General features: G+C 63.1%; 28 protein-coding genes. 25 read left to right on the top strand and 3 right to left on the bottom strand.

What is annotated here, in order from left to right; genetic code table 11:
* The first annotated feature begins 13 nt into the window (after positions 1–13).
* Genes MJ639_RS03995 through MJ639_RS03970 form a run of 6 tightly spaced genes read left to right on the top strand, consistent with a single transcriptional unit; the run spans position 14 to position 2,981 of the window.
* On the top strand, positions 14–439 hold the full coding sequence (locus MJ639_RS03995; protein ID WP_243368888.1) for a hypothetical protein: 426 nt from the start codon (positions 14–16) through the stop codon (positions 437–439).
* Positions 439–678 (top strand): hypothetical protein, encoded by a 240-nt coding sequence (locus MJ639_RS03990; RefSeq protein WP_243368887.1) that lies wholly within the window; start codon positions 439–441, stop codon positions 676–678. The genes MJ639_RS03995 and MJ639_RS03990 overlap by 1 nt, the downstream gene beginning before the upstream one ends.
* The gene (locus tag MJ639_RS03985) at positions 675–917 is read left to right on the top strand and encodes a hypothetical protein (RefSeq protein ID WP_243368886.1); all 243 of its coding nucleotides are present in this window, start codon (positions 675–677) and stop codon (positions 915–917) included. The genes MJ639_RS03990 and MJ639_RS03985 overlap by 4 nt, the downstream gene beginning before the upstream one ends.
* A complete protein-coding gene (locus MJ639_RS03980) occupies positions 914–1,438 on the top strand; it encodes a helix-turn-helix domain-containing protein (RefSeq protein WP_243368885.1) in 525 nt (174 codons plus the stop codon). Before MJ639_RS03985 ends, MJ639_RS03980 begins: the two co-directional genes overlap by 4 nt.
* A complete protein-coding gene (locus tag MJ639_RS03975) occupies positions 1,435–1,773 on the top strand; it encodes a hypothetical protein (RefSeq protein WP_243368884.1) in 339 nt (112 codons plus the stop codon). Before MJ639_RS03980 ends, MJ639_RS03975 begins: the two co-directional genes overlap by 4 nt.
* Positions 1,770–2,981 (top strand): DUF7146 domain-containing protein, encoded by a 1,212-nt coding sequence (locus MJ639_RS03970; protein WP_243368883.1) that lies wholly within the window; start codon positions 1,770–1,772, stop codon positions 2,979–2,981. Before MJ639_RS03975 ends, MJ639_RS03970 begins: the two co-directional genes overlap by 4 nt.
* A gap of 17 nt (positions 2,982–2,998) precedes the next feature.
* Here the strand turns inward: MJ639_RS03970 and MJ639_RS17805 are convergent, their stop codons facing one another.
* From MJ639_RS17805 to MJ639_RS03960, 3 genes are all read right to left on the bottom strand, one after another.
* Positions 2,999–3,121: a hypothetical protein gene (locus MJ639_RS17805; RefSeq protein ID WP_279306480.1), complete on the bottom strand. Its 123-nt coding sequence runs from the start codon at positions 3,119–3,121 to the stop codon at positions 2,999–3,001.
* A gap of 186 nt (positions 3,122–3,307) precedes the next feature.
* Positions 3,308–3,718 (bottom strand): type II toxin-antitoxin system HicB family antitoxin, encoded by a 411-nt coding sequence (locus tag MJ639_RS03965; protein WP_243368882.1) that lies wholly within the window; start codon positions 3,716–3,718, stop codon positions 3,308–3,310.
* 39 nt (positions 3,719–3,757) lie between these two features.
* Positions 3,758–3,952, bottom strand: a complete 195-nt coding sequence (locus MJ639_RS03960; RefSeq protein ID WP_243368881.1) for a type II toxin-antitoxin system HicA family toxin — start codon at positions 3,950–3,952, stop codon at positions 3,758–3,760.
* 97 nt (positions 3,953–4,049) lie between these two features.
* Here MJ639_RS03960 and MJ639_RS03955 point away from each other — a divergent pair, with 97 nt between their 5' ends.
* From MJ639_RS03955 to MJ639_RS03865, 19 genes are all read left to right on the top strand, one after another.
* Positions 4,050–5,540, top strand: coding sequence for a primase-helicase family protein (locus MJ639_RS03955; RefSeq protein WP_243368880.1), 1,491 nt, complete (start codon positions 4,050–4,052; stop codon positions 5,538–5,540).
* A gap of 342 nt (positions 5,541–5,882) precedes the next feature.
* Positions 5,883–6,644: a hypothetical protein gene (locus MJ639_RS03950; RefSeq protein ID WP_243368879.1), complete on the top strand. Its 762-nt coding sequence runs from the start codon at positions 5,883–5,885 to the stop codon at positions 6,642–6,644.
* Between the two features lie 715 nt (positions 6,645–7,359).
* Positions 7,360–7,995 (top strand): hypothetical protein, encoded by a 636-nt coding sequence (locus MJ639_RS03945; protein ID WP_243368878.1) that lies wholly within the window; start codon positions 7,360–7,362, stop codon positions 7,993–7,995.
* Positions 7,992–10,097: a phage terminase large subunit family protein gene (locus MJ639_RS03940; RefSeq protein WP_243368877.1), complete on the top strand. Its 2,106-nt coding sequence runs from the start codon at positions 7,992–7,994 to the stop codon at positions 10,095–10,097. The genes MJ639_RS03945 and MJ639_RS03940 overlap by 4 nt, the downstream gene beginning before the upstream one ends.
* Positions 10,094–11,761: a phage portal protein gene (locus MJ639_RS03935; RefSeq protein ID WP_243368876.1), complete on the top strand. Its 1,668-nt coding sequence runs from the start codon at positions 10,094–10,096 to the stop codon at positions 11,759–11,761. The genes MJ639_RS03940 and MJ639_RS03935 overlap by 4 nt, the downstream gene beginning before the upstream one ends.
* Positions 11,758–12,003: a hypothetical protein gene (locus tag MJ639_RS03930; RefSeq protein WP_243368875.1), complete on the top strand. Its 246-nt coding sequence runs from the start codon at positions 11,758–11,760 to the stop codon at positions 12,001–12,003. The genes MJ639_RS03935 and MJ639_RS03930 overlap by 4 nt, the downstream gene beginning before the upstream one ends.
* Before the next feature lie 11 nt (positions 12,004–12,014).
* Positions 12,015–13,046, top strand: a complete 1,032-nt coding sequence (locus MJ639_RS03925; RefSeq protein ID WP_243368874.1) for a head maturation protease, ClpP-related — start codon at positions 12,015–12,017, stop codon at positions 13,044–13,046.
* 18 nt (positions 13,047–13,064) lie between these two features.
* Positions 13,065–13,433, top strand: a complete 369-nt coding sequence (locus MJ639_RS03920; protein ID WP_243368873.1) for a head decoration protein — start codon at positions 13,065–13,067, stop codon at positions 13,431–13,433.
* Between the two features lie 13 nt (positions 13,434–13,446).
* Positions 13,447–14,472: a major capsid protein gene (locus MJ639_RS03915; RefSeq protein WP_243368872.1), complete on the top strand. Its 1,026-nt coding sequence runs from the start codon at positions 13,447–13,449 to the stop codon at positions 14,470–14,472.
* Positions 14,473–14,474: 2 nt separating this feature from the next.
* On the top strand, positions 14,475–14,675 hold the full coding sequence (locus tag MJ639_RS03910; protein ID WP_243368871.1) for a hypothetical protein: 201 nt from the start codon (positions 14,475–14,477) through the stop codon (positions 14,673–14,675).
* Positions 14,656–14,859, top strand: a complete 204-nt coding sequence (locus tag MJ639_RS03905; RefSeq protein WP_243368870.1) for a hypothetical protein — start codon at positions 14,656–14,658, stop codon at positions 14,857–14,859. The genes MJ639_RS03910 and MJ639_RS03905 overlap by 20 nt, the downstream gene beginning before the upstream one ends.
* Positions 14,856–15,440, top strand: coding sequence for a phage tail protein (locus MJ639_RS03900; protein WP_243368869.1), 585 nt, complete (start codon positions 14,856–14,858; stop codon positions 15,438–15,440). Before MJ639_RS03905 ends, MJ639_RS03900 begins: the two co-directional genes overlap by 4 nt.
* The gene (locus MJ639_RS03895) at positions 15,437–15,838 is read left to right on the top strand and encodes a hypothetical protein (RefSeq protein ID WP_243368868.1); all 402 of its coding nucleotides are present in this window, start codon (positions 15,437–15,439) and stop codon (positions 15,836–15,838) included. Before MJ639_RS03900 ends, MJ639_RS03895 begins: the two co-directional genes overlap by 4 nt.
* Positions 15,838–16,605, top strand: coding sequence for a hypothetical protein (locus MJ639_RS03890; protein WP_243368867.1), 768 nt, complete (start codon positions 15,838–15,840; stop codon positions 16,603–16,605). The genes MJ639_RS03895 and MJ639_RS03890 overlap by 1 nt, the downstream gene beginning before the upstream one ends.
* A 9-nt stretch (positions 16,606–16,614) precedes the next feature.
* Positions 16,615–16,848: a hypothetical protein gene (locus tag MJ639_RS03885; protein ID WP_243368866.1), complete on the top strand. Its 234-nt coding sequence runs from the start codon at positions 16,615–16,617 to the stop codon at positions 16,846–16,848.
* Between the two features lie 30 nt (positions 16,849–16,878).
* Positions 16,879–18,387, top strand: coding sequence for a phage tail sheath subtilisin-like domain-containing protein (locus MJ639_RS03880; protein ID WP_243368865.1), 1,509 nt, complete (start codon positions 16,879–16,881; stop codon positions 18,385–18,387).
* A gap of 43 nt (positions 18,388–18,430) precedes the next feature.
* Positions 18,431–18,802: a hypothetical protein gene (locus tag MJ639_RS03875; protein WP_243368864.1), complete on the top strand. Its 372-nt coding sequence runs from the start codon at positions 18,431–18,433 to the stop codon at positions 18,800–18,802.
* A complete protein-coding gene (locus tag MJ639_RS03870) occupies positions 18,802–19,200 on the top strand; it encodes a hypothetical protein (protein WP_243368863.1) in 399 nt (132 codons plus the stop codon). The genes MJ639_RS03875 and MJ639_RS03870 overlap by 1 nt, the downstream gene beginning before the upstream one ends.
* A gap of 56 nt (positions 19,201–19,256) precedes the next feature.
* On the top strand, positions 19,257–21,227 hold the full coding sequence (locus MJ639_RS03865) for a phage tail tape measure protein (protein ID WP_243368862.1): 1,971 nt from the start codon (positions 19,257–19,259) through the stop codon (positions 21,225–21,227).
* Positions 21,228–21,251: the final 24 nt, after the last annotated feature.

The raw sequence follows: 21,251 nt of genomic DNA, 5'->3' as shown, positions 1-21,251 counted from the left end.
GTGGGGGCACATCATGCAGACGACAGCGGCGCGCGCGCCGGAAGCTGGGCGTATTCCGCCTTCGACTTACCGGACCATTTCCTCTCTTCTCGATCAGGGCTTGAGCCTGCGCGTTGTTCAGGCGCGGGTGGGTTGCCCGTTCCGCTGGGTGCGGCGTGTTCATGCGGCCCGTCAGGTCGAGAAGCCTGCGCAGGTCTCTACGGTGGTCGATCTGGCCGATGAATCGGTGGGCACCGTCGATTTCGTCGCTCTCAACCAAGCCGTGTTGCGCGATCTGGTTGCGATCCATGGCCATCCGGCCAATTGCCCGTCGCTGCGCAACGTGCGGGAGAGCGCCTTCGAGCGCCGTCCGTTCCGTCCCTTTCCCGATGTCGATGTGACGGCCCTGGTGTGCGGAGACCCGCCGCCCGGCCGTTCTGCTCTGGCTGCGAGGCGCTGATGATGACGCGGGGGCTGATCATCGAGTGCCGGAGCCGGCGGCGGGCTGCCTCTGCGGCCCGCCGCATGGCCTCGCTCGGCTTCCCCCATTGGCACATCGCCCAGGCCCTGCGGCTGTCCCGCCGCCGCCTGCACGAGGCGCTTTCCGGCTCTGGCCTGTGGAGCGCCGCGCAGGTGGCCCTGTTCACGGCGGCGCTGAAGGCCGCCGCTTCGCATGATGCTGTGAGGGTTGGCCCATGAGGTTGACGTTTCAACAGATGGCGCTGGAATTGCGCCGCGCTGCCGAACTGGAAGCGTCGAGCCTCGACGCGCTGGAACTGTTTGCCCTGCGTGACGATACCGGTTTGACCGCGCGCACCATGCGCGACGTGAAGGAGCGCTGCGCACGGCTCGTCCAGATGAGCGAGATGATGAACGATCTCGCGCCGCACGAAATTACCGTGCGGGCGATGATCGCGCGGGGAGGGCAGCCCGCATGACGCCCGTTGCCGATTCCGTGATCATCGGTCTCGCCGATGAGGGCATTCCCGTGGCGGCCATCGCCCGTGCCACGCGCCGCCCCAGCGCGGACGTGTTCGAGACGCTCACCCGCGCGCTGGAGCGCGGCGAGATCGTCGAGATGCCGAAATACGATTGGCGGCCGGGAGAGAGGCGCGGGAAGCGCTTGCCGGTCGCTGCCGTGTCCTTCACGCCCGAGGAATGCAGTTTCGCCCTGGTGCGTGTACTCGGGGTCACGCCCATGCAGGCCCGGCTGCTCGCCTGCCTGCTCAGGCGGGGCGAGGCGACCAAAGGACAACTCATGGCCGCGATGCATGGCGATGAGACCGAGACCGCCATCGATGTGGTGGATGTGCAGATCTGTAACCTGCGCAAGCGTCTGAAGCCGCTGCGCCTCGCCATATCGACTGTTTGGGGGCATGGCTACGCGATCACGCGTGAAACGACGGCGGACATCCTCGCCCTGATCGGTCTCGCGTCGAAAGCCGAGGAGGCCGCATGAATCCTTTGAGAAGGGGCGGTCGACATCCGCAGATCAATGATGTGCTGCTTGCGGAGATGGTCGGGATCGAAGGAATAACTCGTGCTCGCCTTGCTGAGCATTTCGGGGTGACTGCCGTTTCCATCGGTCGGGCGCTCAAGCGTGCAGGTTTGACGCTTCCGTTCGCGCGTAACGCCCGCAGAACCGGTACCGCCATCGACAGGTCGCATTTAGAACGGGCACGGGACCCGCGTCCGCAGATCCGCGATTTTTATCGCCGCCGGGCTGAGGCTAAAACCTGGTGTGGTGTGCGCGTCTCAGCCATCGTGCGGAATCGCGAGGCGGAAGAGCTATGATCGCGCGCTCTGTCAACTCGGCCTTCGAGGATTGGAAGAGCCGCGCTAAGGCTGCGGACATTCTCGCCGTGTTCGAGCGTCTGCCAAACCGTACCAAGCTCAAGCGCGCGGGACGTGAGCGGGTGGGGCCTTGCCCGGTCTGCTCGGCTGGCAAGGCCAAGAGCGACCGTTTCGCGATCAAGCCGTCTGAGCGCGTGTTCCATTGCCGGGGCTGGGGCGGGGGCGATGTGATCCGCATGGTGGAGCATGTGGCCCAATGCGACTTCCTGGCCGCATGCGAGATTATCACCGGCGAGGCTCCTCCCAAGGGGCAGGGGCGCCGCCTGACGGCACAGGAGATCGCGCAGCGCGACGCCGAGGCGCGGGCCGCGCAGGCGGCACAGGAGGCTGCCGAGGCGACGCGCATCGCGGCGGAGCGTGAGCGGCTCTATCGGATCTGGCGTCATCATTCGGTGCATTGGCTCTCCACGCCGGTCGAGGCCTATCTTCATCTGCGCGGCGTGCGCGCGCCGGATCATGCGCCGCTGCGCTTCAAGCCGGATATGCGTTTCTATGTGCAGGGAGAGGACGAGCGTCCGCTCTGCATCCACACCGGCCCCGCCATGCTCGCGGCAATCCAGGGTGGGGACGGCAGGTTCGCTGGGCTGCACATCACCTGGATCGACCTGTCTCAGGCCAAGGGCCAGGCGGTGATCGTTCATCCCGAGACGGGCGGGGTTCTCCGCTCAAAGAAGACGCGCGGCGTCAAGCAGGGCGGCTATATCGACCTCGTGCGCGTGCCTCATCCCCTGCAGATGATCACGGGCGAAGGGAACGAGACGCTGCTCTCGGCCTATGCCGACCTCATCGAGGCGGGGCGCGACCTGTCGCGCACCCTGTTCCGTTGTGCGGTCGATCTCGGCAATCTCGGCGGCGGTTCCGCCGAGAGCGTGCCGCATCCGAGCGAGACGGTGATGGATGCGCGCGGGAACGTGTCGCCGCTGATGGTCGCCGGGCCGGTGCCGGATCTTGAGAGCCCGTCGATGCCGGTGCCGGATTCCGTGACCGATATCGTGACCCTGATCGACGGGGATTCGGAGCCCTTCGCCACGCGCCAGGCGCATCTGCGCTTCGCCCGCCGCTGGGCGCGGGATGATCGCAGCATTCGCGGCGCGCATCCGGGCGAAGGGAAGGATTTCAACGACATTCGGCGGGAGCGCGTGGCGTGATGGCGATGCACAGGATTTCAACCGTAATTCCACATCTGCAGCGCCAGGGTGGCGAGGGGCGTGAGCTTCGCCGCTGTGAGCAAAATGCTGAGCAGGATGGATCGGCGCAGGAGGCGGATGAGGCGGGACAAATTGAGCATGGGGGCTCCTTTCAGGATTGGAATCAACGTCCTCTCCTGAATACGCCCGATGGATTCTGCGTGTTCGGTTTAGGCTCGGATCGTCCCGGCTGTCCTCGCTGTCCTCGATTCTCACAAGAAGATGCAGAAAGCGCGCCGCGGGACTTGCGTTCCGGGCGCGCATGGTGGGTGGAGGCTGGCGTTGGCTCAGGCCGTCAGCGGGATCTGACGCTTCGCCATCAGCTCAATGTAGGCCGAGCGGGTGAGGTTCTGGCGCTTCGCTTCTGCATCGATGGCGCGGAGGATGCCTTCGTCGATGGAGAGGTTCGCCTTTGCGGGGCGGCCGGTCTCACGCACGAGCGGGATGCTGGCCAGCGTCGCGCCCTCCCTGATGTGAGCCATGACATCGTTGTCCATCCTAAGGGCCTCGAGGGGGCGCGGCGCGGGGATCGCCTCGCCCATGTCGATGATTGTATCAGCCCAGTCGCGCATGGCTTCGGCAGCGTTGGCGATGGCCTCCTCGATGCTTTTGCCCATGGCGGTGCAGCCGGGCAAATCGGGAATGACGACGCCGTAAGCACCGGCTTGGCCATCTATAAGAGCGGTGTAGCGAGCCATGATGTTCCTCTTTCTTCGGGAGCGGGAGTGGGGGCTGGCTTAGAGCCAGCCCACCGTCTTGGCGATTTGCCGGGCAACGCCCGGGGAGAGGGTTCGGTGCCGGGGGACCGAGACCACGGCGCGCTTGGCAGCGTGCTTGTAGATGTCGTGTTCAGCACCGTGGCGGGCCAGTTCCCATCCATCCAGCTCAAGGCGGCGGATGATCTTGGTGGTGTTGGTTTCGACGTTCGGCATTCCTGCGCCCCTCTCTATGCGCCTATTTATGCGCATGACCTGAATATTGTCAAGCAAGAATGCGCCCATATAGGCGCAAATAATCAGAGGAGGCAGCATGACTGAGCAGCCTACCAGCATCGCCGCACTTATCGACAATGCCGCCCCCCTCGACGCCGAACTGCCGCGCGAGAAAGAGACCGGGCCTGAAGGCGAGAATGAGGATTCCGAGCCGCGCGATCCGCGCGCCTGGGGCTTCGATGTCGAGGCCCTCAACAAGGAATACGCGCTCGTGCTCATGGGCTCGAAGGCGGTGATCTATCTCGATCAGCCTTCCGCGCCGGTGGAAGACCAGCAGCGCGTGCTGACGCTGGATGCGTTCAAGGCATGGTATTCGAACCGCTATACGGAAATCGTCGGTAACGACGGCAAGATCAAGGCGATCACCTGGGCGAATGCCTGGCTGCAGAACCGCAAGCGGCGGCAATATCGCGGCATCGAATTCCATCCGGACCCGAACCACGAGCCGGGCACGGATCAATATCTCAATCTCTGGTCGGGCTTCGCGGTGGAGCCGCGTGAGAAGAAGAACGGCTATGCGATCTTCCGCGACCACCTGCTCAACAATGTGTGCCGGGGCAACGAAGCGCATTTCAAATGGCTCTTCGCCTTCTTCGCCCAGATGGTGCAGAACCCGCGCGAGAAGATCGGCGTGTCGGTGGTGATGCGCGGACGCATGGGCTCGGGCAAGACCAAGGTGGGTGAGGTGTTCGGCTCGCTCTTCCCGCGCCATTACTTCCTGGTCGACGATCCGCGCTACGTGACAGGCCAGTTCAACGCGCATATGGCCACCTGTTTGCTGCTGCAGGCAGATGAGGCCGTGTGGGCGGGCGACAAGGCGGCGGAGGGCCGTCTCAAGGGTCTCGTCACCTCGCCGATCCAGCAGATCGAGGCCAAGGGCATCGATCCGATCCGGCTCAAGAACTACGTGCGCCTGATCATGACATCGAACGAGGATTGGGTGGTGCCTGCCGGCAAGGATGAACGGCGCTTCTGCGTGCTCGATATCGATCCGCGCTGCGCCCAGAACGCCGATTACTTCCGCGAGATGGAGGAGCAACTCGCCGACGGCGGGCGCGAGGCCCTGCTTTACGATCTGCTGCATTTCGATCTCGACAGCGTGAACCTACGCCAGATTCCGCGCACGGAAGCCCTGCTCGAGCAGAAGATCCGCTCCCTCGATTCCATCGAGAGCTGGTGGTTCGAGCGCCTCATGGCAGGCGCGACCACGCGTGGCGGCGCGCAATGGCTCCTTGAGATCCCGAAGGGCGTCCTGGCGGACGATTACATCGCCACCTCCGAGCGCATCGGCATCAAGCGCAAGGCCGCCGAGACCGAGATCGGGATGAAGCTGCGCAAGCTCGTGCCGGGCATCGGTGAGAGCAGGCCCATGTGGAGCACGGATGCGAGGCCTGTCCCCGAACGAACCTGGTGCTGGCGCCTGCCTTCATTGGCGGATTGCCGTGCGGCCTTTGAGGAGTCCGTGCAGCAGGAAGTGCAATGGCCGCACGATGGGGAAAACCGTGAGGAACCGGAGTCCGCATCGTGAGAGAGACCGGTCAGGTAGGGGTAGAACGCCTTTTTCAGATCATGAGTCCAACCGAGGTTGGACAGGGCTTTCGAGGTTGGACAGGCGCAATGCCTTACGCCGCAAGGATCGGTCCAACCTGTCCAACCGGTCCAACCTTTTTTCGCGCACGTGTACGCGCGCCCGCGCGATCCATTTGCAGCCGACATTCCCTCTCTCGCGGCGCTGATTGCAAAAACGTCGTTTCAGGTTGGACAGGTTGGACAGGTTGGACAAGAGCAGCGAGAGCAAGACTTTTAGAAGCGTCCAACCTCTTCTTTTCACTCTCTGAGGTTGGACAGGTTGGACACAAGGGGCAAAGCCATGGAAAAAGCGCGCATCGATATCGAGGAACTGCTCATCTGGGCCTATCGCGATATGTGCATCGACCGGACGACGGACCTTGCTCCAGAGCGGGAGTGGGAGCCGATGTCATACGCAGCCGGGTTCGGCACGCTGAAGATGCTGGCGGAGCTTGGGATCATCGTGCATTCGACGGGCACGAACACGGAAGGGCTATCGAAGCCGTGGGAAGATGCTGAGCGGCTTCACGCGGCGGTCCTCGCTTTGGGTGATATGTTCATCGTGACCAGCGGCGCTCAGGTCACGGTCTGGGACAAGGCGGACGAAGAGGTCCTTGGCTTCAAAATCCATCAGACGGCGCGAGGATATGAGTGGAGGCCATCGATCGGCGAGGCCTTTCCGGCGGAGCGGGCCTGCACGGTTGCACTTCTCGTGCGCCATGCCAAGGCGAGCACGAAGCCGGATTGCTATCTTGACTGGCAGCCGGGCCAGCCGATGCGGCGCGATGCCAAGGGGCGTCTCGTGCCGGATCACGATGCAGTGGAGATCACCGCGCGAGAGGTGAGTGTGGCGAGGGCGAGCTACCACGTCTGGCGCGCGGCCCTGGTGGCCTTGGCCGCGACGCTGCATGACAAGCTCGACCTCTTCGCCATCACCGGCCCACGCGCGGAAGAAGCGCCTTGGCTCACGAAAAAAGATGCGCCGCGCGTGTTCGACGTGGGGCCGATCTCAGAGGCTGAACATGATAAGCTCTTGAAACGGCGAAGGAAAACACCTGTTTGACAGATGCCCCCTTGACGCTATGCTAAACACACTAAATCAGGTTCAGAAAAGCCCCGGCCAACCGCTGGGGCTTTTGCTTTTGGCGCGCTCGTGCCGGGGGAGTGAAGGCGGCTTTCGTACCCGCTGGAGCATTCTCGACGAGCCCTGCACGACCTCGGGCGACGGGGTGCAAGCGCGCATGTTCGATGCGGCGGCGTGGATGGACACGCTCCGCTCAGGGATGGGCTGCGCACCCGCCGACAACCGTTAGGCCGGGCTCCGCGAGGCTTCAATAGCGCCCAAGCCGGTCTCAAGCCCGGCCCGCATCGAACCTCCGTTTCATCAGGGTCATCGCCATGCGCCACCATCCAGGTTTGTGCCGTGACTGCGGCCGCCCGCACTATCGGTGTGAATGTCCGGACGAGGGCGAATGATGATCGAACTTGTAATGGCTGCCTACATCGCGTGCTTCCCCGGCCCGGCTATCCAACCCGCCATACCTCAAGTGCCGCCGCATCGTGCGGAGGACTATGGCAATCGGAGAGCGAGACGCCGGGAGCGGGCCTTGGCCCGAGCGAAGTGATCAACGCCTCCCGACCCCCCCGGTTTAGGGACCGTACCGCGCCCCCGCCCGCCCACGGCTCAGCAGAGGCGCGGGATTTGAGCAGTAAGTCAGGACGCAAGCGGTACACGGAACGCACGTGCAATGCACGCGTGATGCACGGAACGATGCACGATGAACGAGGTGGATACAGAGGATTGGGTCTCGATCACTGAGGCTGCCTCTCGATTGAGTGCTGCCGGTGATCCAGTGGATCGCTCCACGCTATCGCGCTACCTCAAGCAGCACGCCGAAGCGCTCCCCCTTAAGCCCTCGGGCAAGTCGAATCTTGTCGACTTCAATGCGCTTCTGGCACACCGGGGTGAGAACATCCGCATCCGGTCGATGCCTGCTGAAATCCGCCCGGCTCGGGCAGCTTCGAGTCCTGTGCATGGACGGTTTGCAGGGTCGCAGTCGGACGGTGCGGCTCGAAAGGCGCAAGCCGATGCCGAGCTTAAGGAGATGGACCTCGCCGAACGGCGTCGCCAGCTCACGCCCGTCTCGGAGGTCGATCAGGCAGGCCGGGATTCGGTCGCTCTGATGATGAGCGCCTTCGAACGCGCCATTGAAACCGAGGCTGCCAGTGCGGCCCTGAAATACGGATGGGATGAGCGCGCTGTCCGCGCGGCCTTCAAGACATTTTCCCGCCGAGGGCTCGATGTGTTCCACCGCGAGATGCTGGATCGGCTCGACGCCCTTCGCCGCAACCGCGATGACGAGGAAGCCCCCGGCACCTCGATCAATCTTACCGAGGCTAATGCCCTGCAATGACCTTCCACAGCACCCGCGAGCAGTTCCCGGAACTGCCCGATGGTGCGGAGATTCTGTTTCGCGGTCTTGAGGCCGCGAGCCGCCCGGTCGACGACCTGACAATCAGCGAATGGGCCGACCGATATCGTGTCGTTTCGGCGGAATCGGGCTCGCCTTGGCCTGGGGCGTTCCGCACCGATCGAGTTTCCTATCTCAGGGAACCGCAAGATTGCCTTCACCCTGATCATCCCTCCCGTCGAGTGACCTGCCGATGGGCAGCGCAGCTTGGCAAGTCAACAGCCATCGAGAACTGGTTCGGCTTCATCGTCGATCAGGCACCCGGCTCGATGATGATTGTCCTTCCAACTTTGGAAGAAGCGGCCAAATTTAACAGGGTCAAGTTGCAGCCGACCATCGAGGCCAGCCCTCGGATCGCCCACAAGGTGAAGCCGGTCAACAGCCGTGACGAGCAGGGCTCGACAACGGCCTTCAAACGGTTCGCGGGCGGCTTCACCCAGATTGTCAATGCAGGCTCCTCCAAGGGCCTGCAGATGGTGTCGATCAAGTACCTCGCCATGGACGAGGTCACCGGCTACCCGAAGGATGTCGACGGCCGCGGCTCTCCGCGGGATCAGGCCCGCGCCCGTCAGAAAATGTATGGCGACCTCGCCAAGGAATGGCAGGGCTCCACGCCTGGTATCGCGGGTGAGTGCGTGATCACCGAGGACTTTGAAGCGGGTGATCGCCGCTATCGGTACGTCCCGTGCCCTCACTGCCGGGTGTTTCAGCCGTTCAAGTTCGAGCAGATGCGACCGGCCGACCCTGACCAAGGCCTGCCGGTGCATATGCGCTGCATGTCCTGCGACGGCGTGATCTTGGACGGCCACAAGCCGGACATGATGGCGAATGCGCACTGGATCGCCACGCGGGTCCCGGAGGGTGCCGATCCGGTACCCGAGACGATCTCGCACGATGAAATCGACCGTTGGCGGTGCGACCCCTGCGAGGGCCGCTGCCGCGACTGGCAGCCAAGCTACCACCTCTGGGCGGCCTATGCGCCGCGCGAGAAGTGGGCCGATATCTGGCATCGTTGGGAATCGGCTGAAGGCGACACCACGAAACTGCGCACGTTCTATCAGCAGGATCTTGCCGAGCCTTACGATCCCGGCGGGATTGCCATCGAATGGGAAAAGATCGTCGAGGCCTCGCGCAAGCATCACTACCCGCGCGGCAGAATTCCCGCCGAGGCAGGATTGCTAGTCTGGGCTGCTGACGTTCAGGGCTACGGCATCAAGTGGCTTGCTTATGCGATTGGTCCACGCGGTCAGCGATGGCTGATTGATCGTGAGATCTTCGAGGGCGCGCCGGATCAAACCGATGAGCCCTGGATTAAACTCGCCGATGCGCTGGGCCGCACCTATCCAACGGCGGGAACGATGGAGAAAGGCTTCGACCTGGGCGGCGTCGACTCGGGCTTTGCCACAGATCGGGTCTACCGCTTCTGTGCCGGCCGCCCGAACGTGTATGCGCTTGATGGGCGCCATTCACAGGGTCTGCCGCGGCTGGGCACTCCGACGAAAAAAGACATCAAGGATTCCCGCAACCGCATCGTCGCCAAGGTGATGCTATATCCGGTGGGTCTCTACGACGTCAAAACGGAAGTGACGGCGGGCTTGGCGAACTTCGTCGATGGCCCTGATGCCACCGGCGCATGGCCGCGTAACACGATCCACCTGACGCCCGACCTCTGCGACGAGGAATTCGCCAAGGAGCTCACGGCCGAACGCCTGGTCGATCCGGAGGAGGATCTGAAATCCTCCACCAACCAGCGTCGCCGGCTGATCAAAGCCAAGGCGGGTCGCGAGTGGAAGAAGATCGTCGGACGCAAGAATGACTGGTTCGACGGCACGGTCTACGCCGATTCTCTGGCGTGGCACCTTGAGCACAAGCGTCGTCTCAACGCCGACCGCTGGGCCGATCTGATCATTCAGGTGCATGGGCGCCCGGCGGATCCGGATCTGTTCGATGCGGCTGAGGGCAACGATCCCTTCAGGAAGCCAACCAAACCCACAAGGCCGCGTGACCACAAGGAATCGCGGCGACAGGCATGGAAGAACCGATGAGCGTAGCGACCAAACCCAGGACGAAGGGCGGATCCAAATCTGCCGCTCGTTCTGCGGCCGCTTCGCCGCGGCCCGCGAAAAAGAAGACCCCGGCAAAGGGCCCCAGCAAGACTCTGGCTGGCACCGTCCGCCGTTCCACGGCGCGATGGCTGCGTGACAGCTCGACCGGCGTTCTGTCCATGCGTCGAGCGAGCCTTTTCGAAAGCCGCGACGAAATCCGCCGTGTCTGGGATCGCATCTCTGGCCTCGCGCTCGATTTCATCCAGAACTCGGGGCATCTCAAAGGCGCCGTCGATCAGGTTCTGGCCGACACTGTCGGGGAAGGCCTGAAGCTTAGGCCAGCGCCGGATCTCGCCGCACTCGGGTACTCCGATGAGGAGGCCGCCGCATGGATCAAACTCGTTAAGAACCGCTGGCGCCGGTACGCGGAAAGCCCGGCGGAGGTCGATGCGCGGGGCAAGTTCACGCTGGACCAATTGGTCGACGTGGCCCTGCGGCACTCGATCGCCTTTGGCGAGGCCATCGGCGTGATTTCGTTTTTCTCTCCGGAAGAACGGCGCCCCTATGGCATCCAGACAGGCACCAAGCTCTGCCTGACCTCACCGCACCGCCTGGTGCGCGATACCAATGAGGCGGAAGGGCTGCATTCCGGTGTCATCCACGACGCCAACGGCCGTCCGATTGCCTATCGCTTCAAGGAACGCGAGAGCGGCATCGAGGTCAAACGCGACTATCGCGCGCGAGATGCCGAAGGCCGGACGCTTGTGGTGCATGCCTTCGATCCTTGGGATGCGGAGGATGTGCGCGGCGTGTCGGTGATTGCGTCGGCTCTGCGCACGCAGGCGAACGCGCATCAACTTCACGAGGCCACGCTGGCGACAGCGATCCTGCAGACCGTGTTTGCCGCGACGCTGACTTCTCCGGAACCCAGCAAGGATGCCTTTGAGGCCCTCTCCACGCTAGACGACGACGACCTCGTTGAGGATCTTCTGGGGTATTTCGGGGCACGTCTCGACAAGGCGAAAGAAAGCAACTTGTCTTTGGACGGCGCGGCGCGGGTTTCGCACCTGGCACCTGGTGAAAAACTTGAACTGCTGACGCCCAGCACGCCGGGAAGCGATTATCTGCCGTTCTCGAACGATCTCAAGCGAGAGACGGCGCGAGCGATTGGTGTCACCTATCCATCCTATGCGATGGACCATTCGGATGCGACCTATTCCAGCACCCGCATGGAAACAGCCTCGATCTGGCCGATCGTGCTGCGCCGCCGCAAGCGGATAGCGGCCCCGATATACCAGGCGGTCTACGAAAGTTGGCTGGATGAGGAGATCGGCTCGGGTCGCATTCCCTTGAAAGGCGGATACCGTGCCTTCCTGGCGTATAGCGACGCCATCACTTGGGCGGAATGGCAGGGCCCAGCAAAACCAACCGCTGACGACAAGAAGAGTGCAGAGGCTCAGACCGAGCGCCTGCAGAATGGAACGTCGACACTCGAGATCGAGTGCGCGGAGAACGGGCAGGATGTGGTCGATGTCATCGCTCAGCGCAAGCGCGAAGCCGAGATGCTGAGAGAGGCCGGTCTTCCGAATGTCTTCGAGCGAATCCGAGGTGGTGGAGGATCCGGCGAGCCCGATCCGAAGCCGCAAGCCAGGAGACAATCATGAGCAGCGGCCCTGTCAATCCATGCGCAGAGGCCGCGCGCTTGCGTGAAATCCAGGTGGCCATCGCAACGGGAGAGGCGGTCGCCTCGACCCGCTTCGGTGAAAAGGAGATCCGCTACCACAAGGCGGATCCCGCCCGCTTGGACCGCCTGATCGAATACTACGATCGGGAGTGCGCGATCTCCAAGGGCGAGGCTCCAAAGCGTGCCCGCTTTGCGAAGTCCATGCGCTTCCGCAGTTACTAAGGAAATACACCATGTCCGTTCTTCAGAACGGCGAGCTCGTGCTCTACGGGTTCGTTGGCGACAATTTTTGGGAGCAGGGCTTCACTGACAAGGAGGTCGTGGAGGCGCTCACCGAGGTCGGCCGCGATGCGGATATCACTGTGCGTATCAATTCCGGAGGCGGTTACGTCGACGCCGGCACCGCGATTTACAACGCGCTCGTGGCCCACAAGGGACACGTGACCGTCCAGGTCGATGGAATCGCGGCATCATCGGCCTCGCTGATCGCAATGGCTGGCGACACCATCCGTATGCGGGCCGGCACCCTGATGATGATCCATGATCCGTCGGGGATCACGTACGGCACAGCCTCCGATCATGAAAAGCACGCCTCCACACTTGAGAAGATGGCGGCACAGATGGCTTCCATCTATGCCGAGCGTTCCGGCAACGATGTTCAAGCCGTTCGCGAGGCTATGAAGGAAGAGCTCTGGCTCGATGCCGATGAGGCCGTCGAACACGGTTATGCCGATGAAAGCGACAGTACAAAGGCCAAAGCCTTTGCAGCCTTCGATTATCGCGTTTTCGCCAACGCGCCGTCACGACTGACGGCAATGGCCAAACGAAAGAATTGGTCTCTTGCCGAGGCCAGTGCCCGAGCGGCCGCGTCCGCTCACCAACCCCGTCAAACCCAGGAGCAATCCATGACGGTTCAGAATGCGGGCGCACCCACCGCTGAAATCGAGGGTGCCAAAGCCGATGCCGCTAAGGCGGCGCAGGCTCGGATTAAGGCGATCATGACGGCTGAGGAGGCTAAGGGCCGTCAGGAACTGGCTGAGCATTTTGCCTATGACACCGATATGGCCGCCGAAGCCGCCATCGCCGCTCTCGCGAAGGCTGCCAAGGCCGCCGACCCAGGCGAGGGCCAGGAACAAACCCCAGAAGCACATGCAGCCCGCCGCACGGCTGCTGCGGGCCTCGCTGCTCCAGGCCTTGGCCGCGAAAAGGCCAAGTCTTCTTGGGGCGATGTCGTGGCCAAGACCAACAAGCGTCGCGGCGCTTAAGACGAGGAGCGAGAAGACATGACTGTTTTGACAGAAAACCTCAAGCGTCCGGCCCACTACCTCGTCTCCGAGGCCAACGGTCATCTCTCCCGTGAGCAGGTGATCATCGCCGCCGGTGCCGATCTGGCGGCCGGTGCCGTGCTCGGGAAGATCACTGCATCCGGTAAGTACGTCCGCTGGAATGGCTCGGCCTCTGACGGATCGCAAACGGCCGTTGCCGTTCTCTTCGCCGATGCAAAGGCAGCCTCTGCCGACGCCCGTGTCGTGATTACGGCACGCCACGCCGAAGTCAGCGCCGCCGCCCTCGTGTGGCCGGACGGCACGCTGGACGCCGCCAAGAACACCCAGATCGCGAACCTCGCGTCGCGCGGCATCATCGCCCGCTGAAGGAGCCTTGCCTATGAGCACCGTGTTGAACCTGTTTGACAATGACGCCTTCAGCGTCGTCGAACTGAACGAGGAGGTCGTCCGCAAGGTCGATCACAAGCCGCAGCTTCTTGGCTCGCTGAACCTGTTCCAGCCGATCTATTCCCGCTCGCGGACCATCGGGATCGCGAAGAAGGAGGGAACGCTGTCCCTGATTCCGACCTCGGAGTTGGGCGCGGCTCCTGAAGAGTTGATCCCCGAAGGGGCCGACCTGCGCGACTTCCGCGTCAAGCGGCTCGCGAAGGGGTCGTCCATCTATGCCTACGAACTGCAGGGTGTTGCGGCTCTTCCGGGTGAAGAGCAGTTAAAGGAAGTCCAGACCGAGGTGGCCGACCGCGTCGGAGCCATCACGGACGACATGGAACTGACCTGGGAGCACATGCGCCTGGGCGCGGTCCTCGGCACGGTTTACGATGCCGACGGCACGTCGGTGATCAACAATTGGTTCTCCGAGTGGGGCATCTCTCCGCCCGCCGAAGTCAACTTCGCGCTCGGAACCGAAGCCACCGACGTCCGCAAGAAGTGCCGCGACATCAAGCGCGCCATGAAGAAGGCCGCCAAGGGTGTTTGGACGCCGGGCACGAAGGTGGGTGCGCTCTGCGGCGACAGCTTCTTCGACGCCTTGGTCAACCATAAGCAGATCAAGGAAACGAAGCTCGGCACCGAACGCGCGGCGTCCCTGGAGAATATCGACGGTTATTCTTCGGTGGAGATCGAAGGTATTGTCTTCATCAACTACCAGGGCACTGACGACGGCACCACGTTGGCGATCGAATCGACGAAGTGCAAGTTCTTCCCGATCGGCGCGCGCGGTGCTTTCCAGGTCGGCTGGGCTCCGGCGGAATTCTTCCCCTATGTGAACCAGCGCGGCGAGCCGCTCTATGGCCTAGTGCTGCCCGATCCGTCCGGTCGCGATGCCTTCCGCCGGGTGGAGCTCTACAGCTATCCGCTGTTCATCTGCACGCGGCCCGAGATGCTGCTTTCGGCAAGGGAGTCCTGAAGATGGCGCGTAAAACCGTGACCGAGGCAGGCTATTACGGCGGCAAGTTCCTTGCCGTCGGCTCCTCATACGAGGACGACAGTGAGCCCGCCCCGGAGGCGTCCGACAAGGGTGCCGAGGGTGCCGGACCGAAAAAGGCGCGGTCGCAACCGGCCGCCGCCAAGCCGGAGCCCGACGCCAGCCATGACGACAGCGCCTCGTAAACCCTGCCGCTGCGCCGAACGCGGCGCGGCGGCTACCCGCTTTGTGCGGGAGGTAAAAACCGGAGAGATGGCGAACGCCGCGAAAAGCGCGGCGTTCATCGTCTCCTCGATGATTCAGGACCGCGGTGCCATCGCGCAGCGCATCCAATCCGGTGCGGCGTCCTTGTTGAGGCGGGTGCGATGAGCAACGGCGTGGTTGTCGTCGATATCGATCTGGACACCCTGCGTCCGATTGAACGGGACCTTTTGAAGGTCGGCAACCAAGCCCCACACGCGATCCGGCGCGGTATCAACAAGACCGGCGACAAGGGCCGCACGCCTTACGTGCGCGCCATCGCGAAGCAGATGGGGCTCAAGGTCGGCGTCGTCCGCAAGCGCATTCGAGTGCGCCGCGCAAATTACGACCGCATGGAGTATCGGGTTATCGGCTTCGGTGGTCCGATCCCGCTGATTCATTTCAATGCCCGGGAAACCCGATCCGGCGTCTCCCACACAGCGGATGGGCAGCGCAAGGTTCTCAAGGGTAGCTTCATCAAGGGCGGTCGTTTCCCCACCCGTCGTGCGCTCAAGATCGGGCCCCAGGTCTGGTTGCGCACGAGCGCCAAGCGAACTCCTTTGGAAAAGCAAGAGGGTCCAGCGGTTCCCGAACGGATGCTGGAGGATCCAGCAATCGGCGTGTTTCGCTCTACTGCGGAGGCCCGGCTGATCCCGAACATCCTGCATGAAATCGATGCGATCATGAACGGATGGGCGCCGCGCGGATGAACGTTTTTGAAAAACACGAAATCCGAATGGCGCTGGCTCATGACCGGGTCTTCGGAACGGTTTGCACTTTGCAGCCGATGACCACGCCCGTGAACGGCGAGCCGATGTCTGATCCGGACAGGCCCCTTGCGGCTGGTCTGGTTGCGGTCTGGGACATACAGGACGCTCGCGTAAATGCAGGCGATAATGGTGTCGGTGGTAGCCGGCCAAGTGGGTTCAGACTCGGGCACGCGGCGCAGGAGGTCTTCGCCTCGATCAGGCGCGGGCAACTGCCGTACGACCTGATGAAGGGTGATCGCCTGCTCCGTGCCGACCGGCCCGGCAAGATCTGGATCATCGCCGAGATCATGCCGGACGGCGGTGCCCGCGACCGGGTGCGCTTGAACGAGGTGGCCTGATGGATTTCGCACGATTGGCGTTGCGCCTCGCTGCCATCGAGACGCTGGCGCCTTCCGCCAAGGCGGCGGATGCGCCGTGGCCGACCCTTTCTGGTCCATTCATTCTCGACAGCCAAATCGAGCCGACCGATCAGCGCATGATTGCGGACAAGCAGCCGCTCACCGGCGTCTTTACCGATGACGATGAGGCACAGCCTTACGGGTCCGGCGTCGATATTATGAACGGCGCCGATGCCACGGTGACCCTGTCATTCGAGTCGGTGGTCCCGATGAGGCTTGCGCCAGCCGGCGCGACGGCCGGTGAATTGGCATTTTATGCCGTGACCAATCCGCAGATCGAGGCGCGCCTTGATCTGTTGTGCGGGCAGATCATGCATGCTCTTCGCCACGGTCTCACCGATGGCCCGCTTCGGCATGTGGTGAAATCCTTCACCAAACGGGAAACGCACACTTTCCGCGACGCTGACACCGACTCGCGCCTCAATGCGCGGCGGTTGAGCCTTACCGTGGGCGTCAAGCCTTCGTTCGACTTGGGCGATCCCACGGCGACAGGCCTCGACCGTTTGCCGGAACCGCTGCGCAGCGTCGCGAAAGAATTGCCGCCTGGATCCTACGGGCGCAAGATCTGCGAGGCCCTGGCGGCTGCAGGTCTCGCGGGTCCTCCCGATCTCCCGTCTCTCGCAGGCATCGACTTCAAGGGCTGGGTCGGCAAGGCCGAGCCCGATCCGGCTGAGCCCGACGTCACCGGCACCATTCCCACCACCTGAGGCCCTTCCATGGCAGACACCTTCGTCAAGCTCGGCGATCCCGAGCACAAGCTTCCTTTGCCCGGCGTGCCGGGCGCGTTCTTCCCGGCAGGCCTGCACAAGGTCGACGACGCCGACCCCTTCTGGTTCGGCTGCCTCGCCGACGGCTCGCTGGTTCGCGCGACCGATGACGAGATCAAAGCCGCGACAGCCCCGGCAGAGGCCCCCTCCGAGAAACCCACCCGCGCCGCCGCGCGCACCTAACCCGCTTCGAGCAACAGGAGATCCCCGACCATGAGCGGTGGCGTTCTTTTCAATTCCATTCCCGGGTCGGGCCTTGTGGCGCCGATCACCACCTTCGAGATCAATTCCGGCGGTGCTTACGAGAGCAACGCTCGCGTGATCATCCTCGGCCACAAGACTGCTGCCGGCTCGCTGGCGGACAACACCTTCGCGGTCTGCGGCAACGCGAACGATGCGCTCGCCCTCGTCGGCCCCGGCCAACTCTATGAGACCTTCCGCGTGGCGCGCATGAATGCGCCCGCGCAGGAATTCTGGATCGGCGTGGTTCCCGAAACCGGTACTGCAGAGATCCGCACCATCACCATCGGCACCATGCCGGCGGCGGGCGGGCAGGGCGTGGTCGAGATCGCGGGTCGTCAGGTCGTGCTGCAGGTGGCGGCCGGTGAGGCCGCCAATACCACGGCCACGAATCTCGCAGCGGCGATCAATGCCTTCGCCGATCCGCTCACGGGCGCCTATCTGCCCTATACAGCAACGGCGGCCACGAACGTGGTGACGCTGACCTGCCGCCATAAGGGCGCGCTGTTCTCGGAAATCGAGGTCGTCGCTCCTGACACCATCCCAGGCAACATCTTCGCCCCGGCAGGCCGTCTCGTCTTCGCGACAACGACGCCCGGCTCCGGCACTCCCTCCGTCTCGGCGTTGCTCGCGGCGCTGGGCGACGAGCCGTTCGACGCGATCATCTCGCCCTTCTCCGAAGCAGCGAACGTGGCGGCGGTCGAAACCTTCCTGTCCGAGACCGCGGGTCGCTGGGCCTGGGATCGGCAGATCTACGGCCATCACTGCACCGTGACCACGGGCAACCTGTCCGCGCTCACCACCCTCGGCCTCACGCGCAACAACGCGCACGAGAGCTTCATCGGTCGCGTGGCCTCGCCGACCCCCTCGTGGGAATGGGCGGCGGGCATTTATGCCCGCGTGCTGCCGTGGCTGCTCGACGACACCAACGGCAACATCGCCCGCAACCATACGGGCCTTGTGGTCGAGGGCGTGCGTCCGCCGCGAGACCGCACCACCTGGTTCGGCTATGCGGCCCGCAACACGCTCACCAAGTCGGGTATCTCGACCTGGACCGTGACGCAGGACGGCAAGCTCGCGATCGACAAGCTGGTGACCACGCGTCGCCTTGGCGCGCAGGGCCAGCCCGACGTGACGTTCCGCGATATCCAGGCGCCGTTCCAGGTGATGGCGGGCTTGCGCTACATCCGCGCCTATCTCCAGACGCGGCACAGCCAGAAGGCGCTGGCGCGCAAGAATCCGAACAACATCGCGGCAATTTCCACGCCCGACGATATCAAGGCGGACACCATCGCTGCCCATGCGGACACGGTGGCGCGCGGCATTTTCGAGGACAACGAGGGCTTCGCGCAGCGGCTCGTGGTCGAAATCGACCAGACCAACGCCAACCGCGTGAATCTTGGCATGAAGCTCGATCGCGTGAACCCGCTCGATATCCTGGCCGGCAACGCCACGATCTATGCCCAGTATCAGGCGGCTTAAAGCCGCCTGACCTTTTCCATTCAAACCGACAGGAGCGCCTCTGATGGCAGATTTCGGTGGTCTTATTAAGTTCCGGCTGTCGGACGGCTCGTCGCCCTTCTCGCTGCGCGGCAACGTCAAGCACAAGCCCAGCAACCGCTCGTATGAGAAGGTTGTCAATTCGGACGGCTCGCATTCTCGAACGGTCACCCTCGAGGGCTACGAATTCGAGATGTCCCTGGAGCACAAGGCGGGGGTCGATTATGACGCCATCATGGAACTGAAGGGCGTCAACATCTCCTTCATCCACGATACCGAGGGTGTAATCCGCATCTTCGGCGATTGCTCGCTGCTGGGCCGCCCTGAGATCGATGCCATGACCGGCGAGGTGACCGGCATCACCGGCGTGTCGCGCACCTATCGCGAGGTCCGCTGATGGATCGCATCGAGGAACTCCCGAACGGTCATATCCGCGTCACCTTCGAAAAGCCGATCATGGATGCCGGTGGCGATCTCAAAGTCACCGCAACCCTGCGTCCGCCGACCTGCGGCGAGGTGCTGGATTTCGGCGACGTGTCCGCCTTCGTGCTTACCGGCAAGAACATGGGCATGGAGGTCGACGATCCAGAAGCCATCAAGGCCTATCTCGGTGTCATCATCACAGACCACGATTTCGAGATCATCGCCAAGCGCGGGGCGCCCTCGGATGCACTCGCCCTCAAGGAGGCGGTGAAGCGTTTTTTCGCGTCAGCGCGGAAGAAGTTGCAGCCTTCGCCCGCGCCCTCGTCTTCAACCGGGGATCAGACCCGCTCACCATCGACAGAGCCTGCCTGACAACTCTCCATCGCTGGATGAGGCAGGCCGCCCTGCATTCATCCCAGAGGTAAGCCATGGCTCGCACCTATCGTGTCGAAGCGGTTATTTCGGCTAAGGACGCGATGGGTCCGGGGCTTCGCTCGGCAGCGAACCGTCTCCGCCGTTTCCAGCAGCAGACCGAGCGGGCCAACCGGATCGGCTCGCGCGCGGGCTCGATGACCCGTGGCATGGATATGTCGATTGGTGCCGGCGCCATGCTCGGGACTGCGGCCCGCTTCGCGGGACCTGCAGCGGCTGCGGCTGGTGTCATGATGGCCACGCGCACATCATTGTCCTTCGAGCGGACGATGTACGATGTGCAAAAGGCGACCAATGCCACCGATGACGGTCTGAAGGGTTACGAGAAAACCGTCCTCGACTTGGCTCGTGCTACGGGCAAGACCAAGGAGGAAATCGGCGGCATGCTGGCCAGTGCCGGCTATGCGGGCCGTCCGGTAAACGAACTAGCGCGATTTACAGAGTACGCCACGAAGGCAACGACGGCCTGGAACACCTCCTCTGAGGAGACGAGCCAGTCCCTCGCTGAAATCGGCAATATTTACCAGGCGAACCAGCAGCGGATCGAGGAGATCGGCGATGCGGTGAACTACGTCGCCGACAATGCGGCGGCGAAGGAGACCGACCTGCTCGACTTTCTGCGCCGCTCCGGCGCGGTCGGCAAGCAGATGGGCCTCACGGCCGAGCAAACCATGGCATTCGGCGCTGCGGCGAAAGAAATCGGCACGCCCACCGAGGTGGCCGCGACCGGGTTCAATGCCCTGATGAACACAATGGCGCTAGGCGACGGCGTCAGCGACAACGCAGCTAAAGGATTTAAGAAGCTTGGGGTCAATTCCAAGGCCATGCAGAAGGCCTTCGTCGCAAAACCTCTGGAAACGACCCTCAGTCTTCTGGAGAAGATTGGCAACGTCAAGGATCCTCTCAAGAAAGCGGAAATCGTCACGGACATCTTCGGGAAGGAGTATGGCGACGACATCGCCCGCATGACCGGTAACCTCGACGGGTTGCGCCGCGTTCTTGGTCTTGTCGCCGATAAAGCCAACTATCTCGGTTCCGTGAATAAGGGCTTCGAGCTCATCACCGAGAAGGACTTTAACCGGATCGATCGTGCCACGCAGGCTCTTGATGTGCTGGCGACACGTACCGGCAACGCCTTCAAGCTGATCGCGGGCAATGCTGCGGAGGAAATCAACAAATTCGTTGATGCGACCGAGAAGGGTGACACCAGCATCCAGCGGCTGCTGACTTACTACGGAGAACTGGCAGGACTGCCGAAGGGCGGCGAGATCGATACCCCCTCGCAGGATCTCGAAAACTGGGTGGAAGAGAATTTCGGGGCTTATTCGCCTCGCGCGCTCTTCGATGAGTATTTCGGGAAAACCGGAGATGAGGCCCGACAAAAGGGGCAGCAGGCCGCCATTGCTGCTGAGGCCGCCAGCGAGAACGATATTCTGGCGAGGGCTGACCGCGCTCGCACCGCCGTTGATGAGGCGCAGAACCGTTTGACAGCCGTTCCGCTCACGCCATCGGAAAGCCGGAGGTTCGAGCTAGAGCTGTCGCGTGCTCAGGATGAATTCCGAGTTGCCAACCGTGCTGCGGATGAAGTCCGCACGAAACGTGCGGCGTTGCCTGGTCAGGTTGACGATCTCCAAAGGCAGGTGATTTCGCGTGACCGTCTTATGTCATTTGGACGCCAAGCGCCTGAGGCTGATCATCAGGTGGGGCCTGGCCTGCTGAACTTCGGCTTCGGCCCGAATGGAGCCGGTCCAACAGCATCTCCCGGTCAGGGCGGCGACGTGATTGCCAAACTGGAAGGCGAAGCGAAGATCCACAACACGGTCGAGGTCAAGCTCGACAACAACCTGCTCCGGGCCGAGGTGCGCTCCATCGTCAAGGAAGAGGTCGGGCCCATTCGCGCGCAGTCGAGCGGCGGCGTGGGCGGGCTCAACACCGGCAGGTCCATGCCTGAGGCGGGCGGCTTCTAGGGCCGCTCGCGTCTCGTTCTTTTG

The sequence above is a fragment of the Microvirga solisilvae genome (assembly GCF_022808595.1).
GTDB classification, from domain to species: domain Bacteria; phylum Pseudomonadota; class Alphaproteobacteria; order Rhizobiales; family Beijerinckiaceae; genus Microvirga; species Microvirga solisilvae.
This window is presented reverse-complemented; position numbering and strand designations above follow the sequence as displayed.

Bases quoted from the DNA above. Each gene is read 5' to 3' on its own strand.
- MJ639_RS03890 (WP_243368867.1), top strand. From the start codon at position 15,838: ATGGATTTCGCACGATTGGCGTTGCGCCTCGCTGCCATCGAGACGCTG.
- MJ639_RS03960 (WP_243368881.1), bottom strand. From the start codon at position 3,952: ATGCCGAACGTCGAAACCAACACCACCAAGATCATCCGCCGCCTTGAG.
- MJ639_RS03930 (WP_243368875.1), top strand. From the start codon at position 11,758: ATGAGCAGCGGCCCTGTCAATCCATGCGCAGAGGCCGCGCGCTTGCGT.
- MJ639_RS03935 (WP_243368876.1), top strand. From the start codon at position 10,094: ATGAGCGTAGCGACCAAACCCAGGACGAAGGGCGGATCCAAATCTGCC.
- MJ639_RS03950 (WP_243368879.1), top strand. From the start codon at position 5,883: ATGGAAAAAGCGCGCATCGATATCGAGGAACTGCTCATCTGGGCCTAT.
- MJ639_RS17805 (WP_279306480.1), bottom strand. From the start codon at position 3,121: ATGCTCAATTTGTCCCGCCTCATCCGCCTCCTGCGCCGATCCATCCTG.
- MJ639_RS03895 (WP_243368868.1), top strand. From the start codon at position 15,437: ATGAACGTTTTTGAAAAACACGAAATCCGAATGGCGCTGGCTCATGAC.
- MJ639_RS03875 (WP_243368864.1), top strand. From the start codon at position 18,431: ATGGCAGATTTCGGTGGTCTTATTAAGTTCCGGCTGTCGGACGGCTCG.
- MJ639_RS03925 (WP_243368874.1), top strand. From the start codon at position 12,015: ATGTCCGTTCTTCAGAACGGCGAGCTCGTGCTCTACGGGTTCGTTGGC.
- MJ639_RS03970 (WP_243368883.1), top strand. From the start codon at position 1,770: ATGATCGCGCGCTCTGTCAACTCGGCCTTCGAGGATTGGAAGAGCCGC.
- MJ639_RS03870 (WP_243368863.1), top strand. From the start codon at position 18,802: ATGGATCGCATCGAGGAACTCCCGAACGGTCATATCCGCGTCACCTTC.
- MJ639_RS03990 (WP_243368887.1), top strand. From the start codon at position 439: ATGATGACGCGGGGGCTGATCATCGAGTGCCGGAGCCGGCGGCGGGCT.
- MJ639_RS03910 (WP_243368871.1), top strand. From the start codon at position 14,475: ATGGCGCGTAAAACCGTGACCGAGGCAGGCTATTACGGCGGCAAGTTC.
- MJ639_RS03880 (WP_243368865.1), top strand. From the start codon at position 16,879: ATGAGCGGTGGCGTTCTTTTCAATTCCATTCCCGGGTCGGGCCTTGTG.
- MJ639_RS03905 (WP_243368870.1), top strand. From the start codon at position 14,656: ATGACGACAGCGCCTCGTAAACCCTGCCGCTGCGCCGAACGCGGCGCG.
- MJ639_RS03980 (WP_243368885.1), top strand. From the start codon at position 914: ATGACGCCCGTTGCCGATTCCGTGATCATCGGTCTCGCCGATGAGGGC.
- MJ639_RS03940 (WP_243368877.1), top strand. From the start codon at position 7,992: ATGACCTTCCACAGCACCCGCGAGCAGTTCCCGGAACTGCCCGATGGT.
- MJ639_RS03975 (WP_243368884.1), top strand. From the start codon at position 1,435: ATGAATCCTTTGAGAAGGGGCGGTCGACATCCGCAGATCAATGATGTG.
- MJ639_RS03945 (WP_243368878.1), top strand. From the start codon at position 7,360: ATGAACGAGGTGGATACAGAGGATTGGGTCTCGATCACTGAGGCTGCC.
- MJ639_RS03965 (WP_243368882.1), bottom strand. From the start codon at position 3,718: ATGGCTCGCTACACCGCTCTTATAGATGGCCAAGCCGGTGCTTACGGC.
- MJ639_RS03865 (WP_243368862.1), top strand. From the start codon at position 19,257: ATGGCTCGCACCTATCGTGTCGAAGCGGTTATTTCGGCTAAGGACGCG.
- MJ639_RS03920 (WP_243368873.1), top strand. From the start codon at position 13,065: ATGACTGTTTTGACAGAAAACCTCAAGCGTCCGGCCCACTACCTCGTC.
- MJ639_RS03885 (WP_243368866.1), top strand. From the start codon at position 16,615: ATGGCAGACACCTTCGTCAAGCTCGGCGATCCCGAGCACAAGCTTCCT.
- MJ639_RS03995 (WP_243368888.1), top strand. From the start codon at position 14: ATGCAGACGACAGCGGCGCGCGCGCCGGAAGCTGGGCGTATTCCGCCT.
- MJ639_RS03985 (WP_243368886.1), top strand. From the start codon at position 675: ATGAGGTTGACGTTTCAACAGATGGCGCTGGAATTGCGCCGCGCTGCC.
- MJ639_RS03900 (WP_243368869.1), top strand. From the start codon at position 14,856: ATGAGCAACGGCGTGGTTGTCGTCGATATCGATCTGGACACCCTGCGT.
- MJ639_RS03915 (WP_243368872.1), top strand. From the start codon at position 13,447: ATGAGCACCGTGTTGAACCTGTTTGACAATGACGCCTTCAGCGTCGTC.
- MJ639_RS03955 (WP_243368880.1), top strand. From the start codon at position 4,050: ATGACTGAGCAGCCTACCAGCATCGCCGCACTTATCGACAATGCCGCC.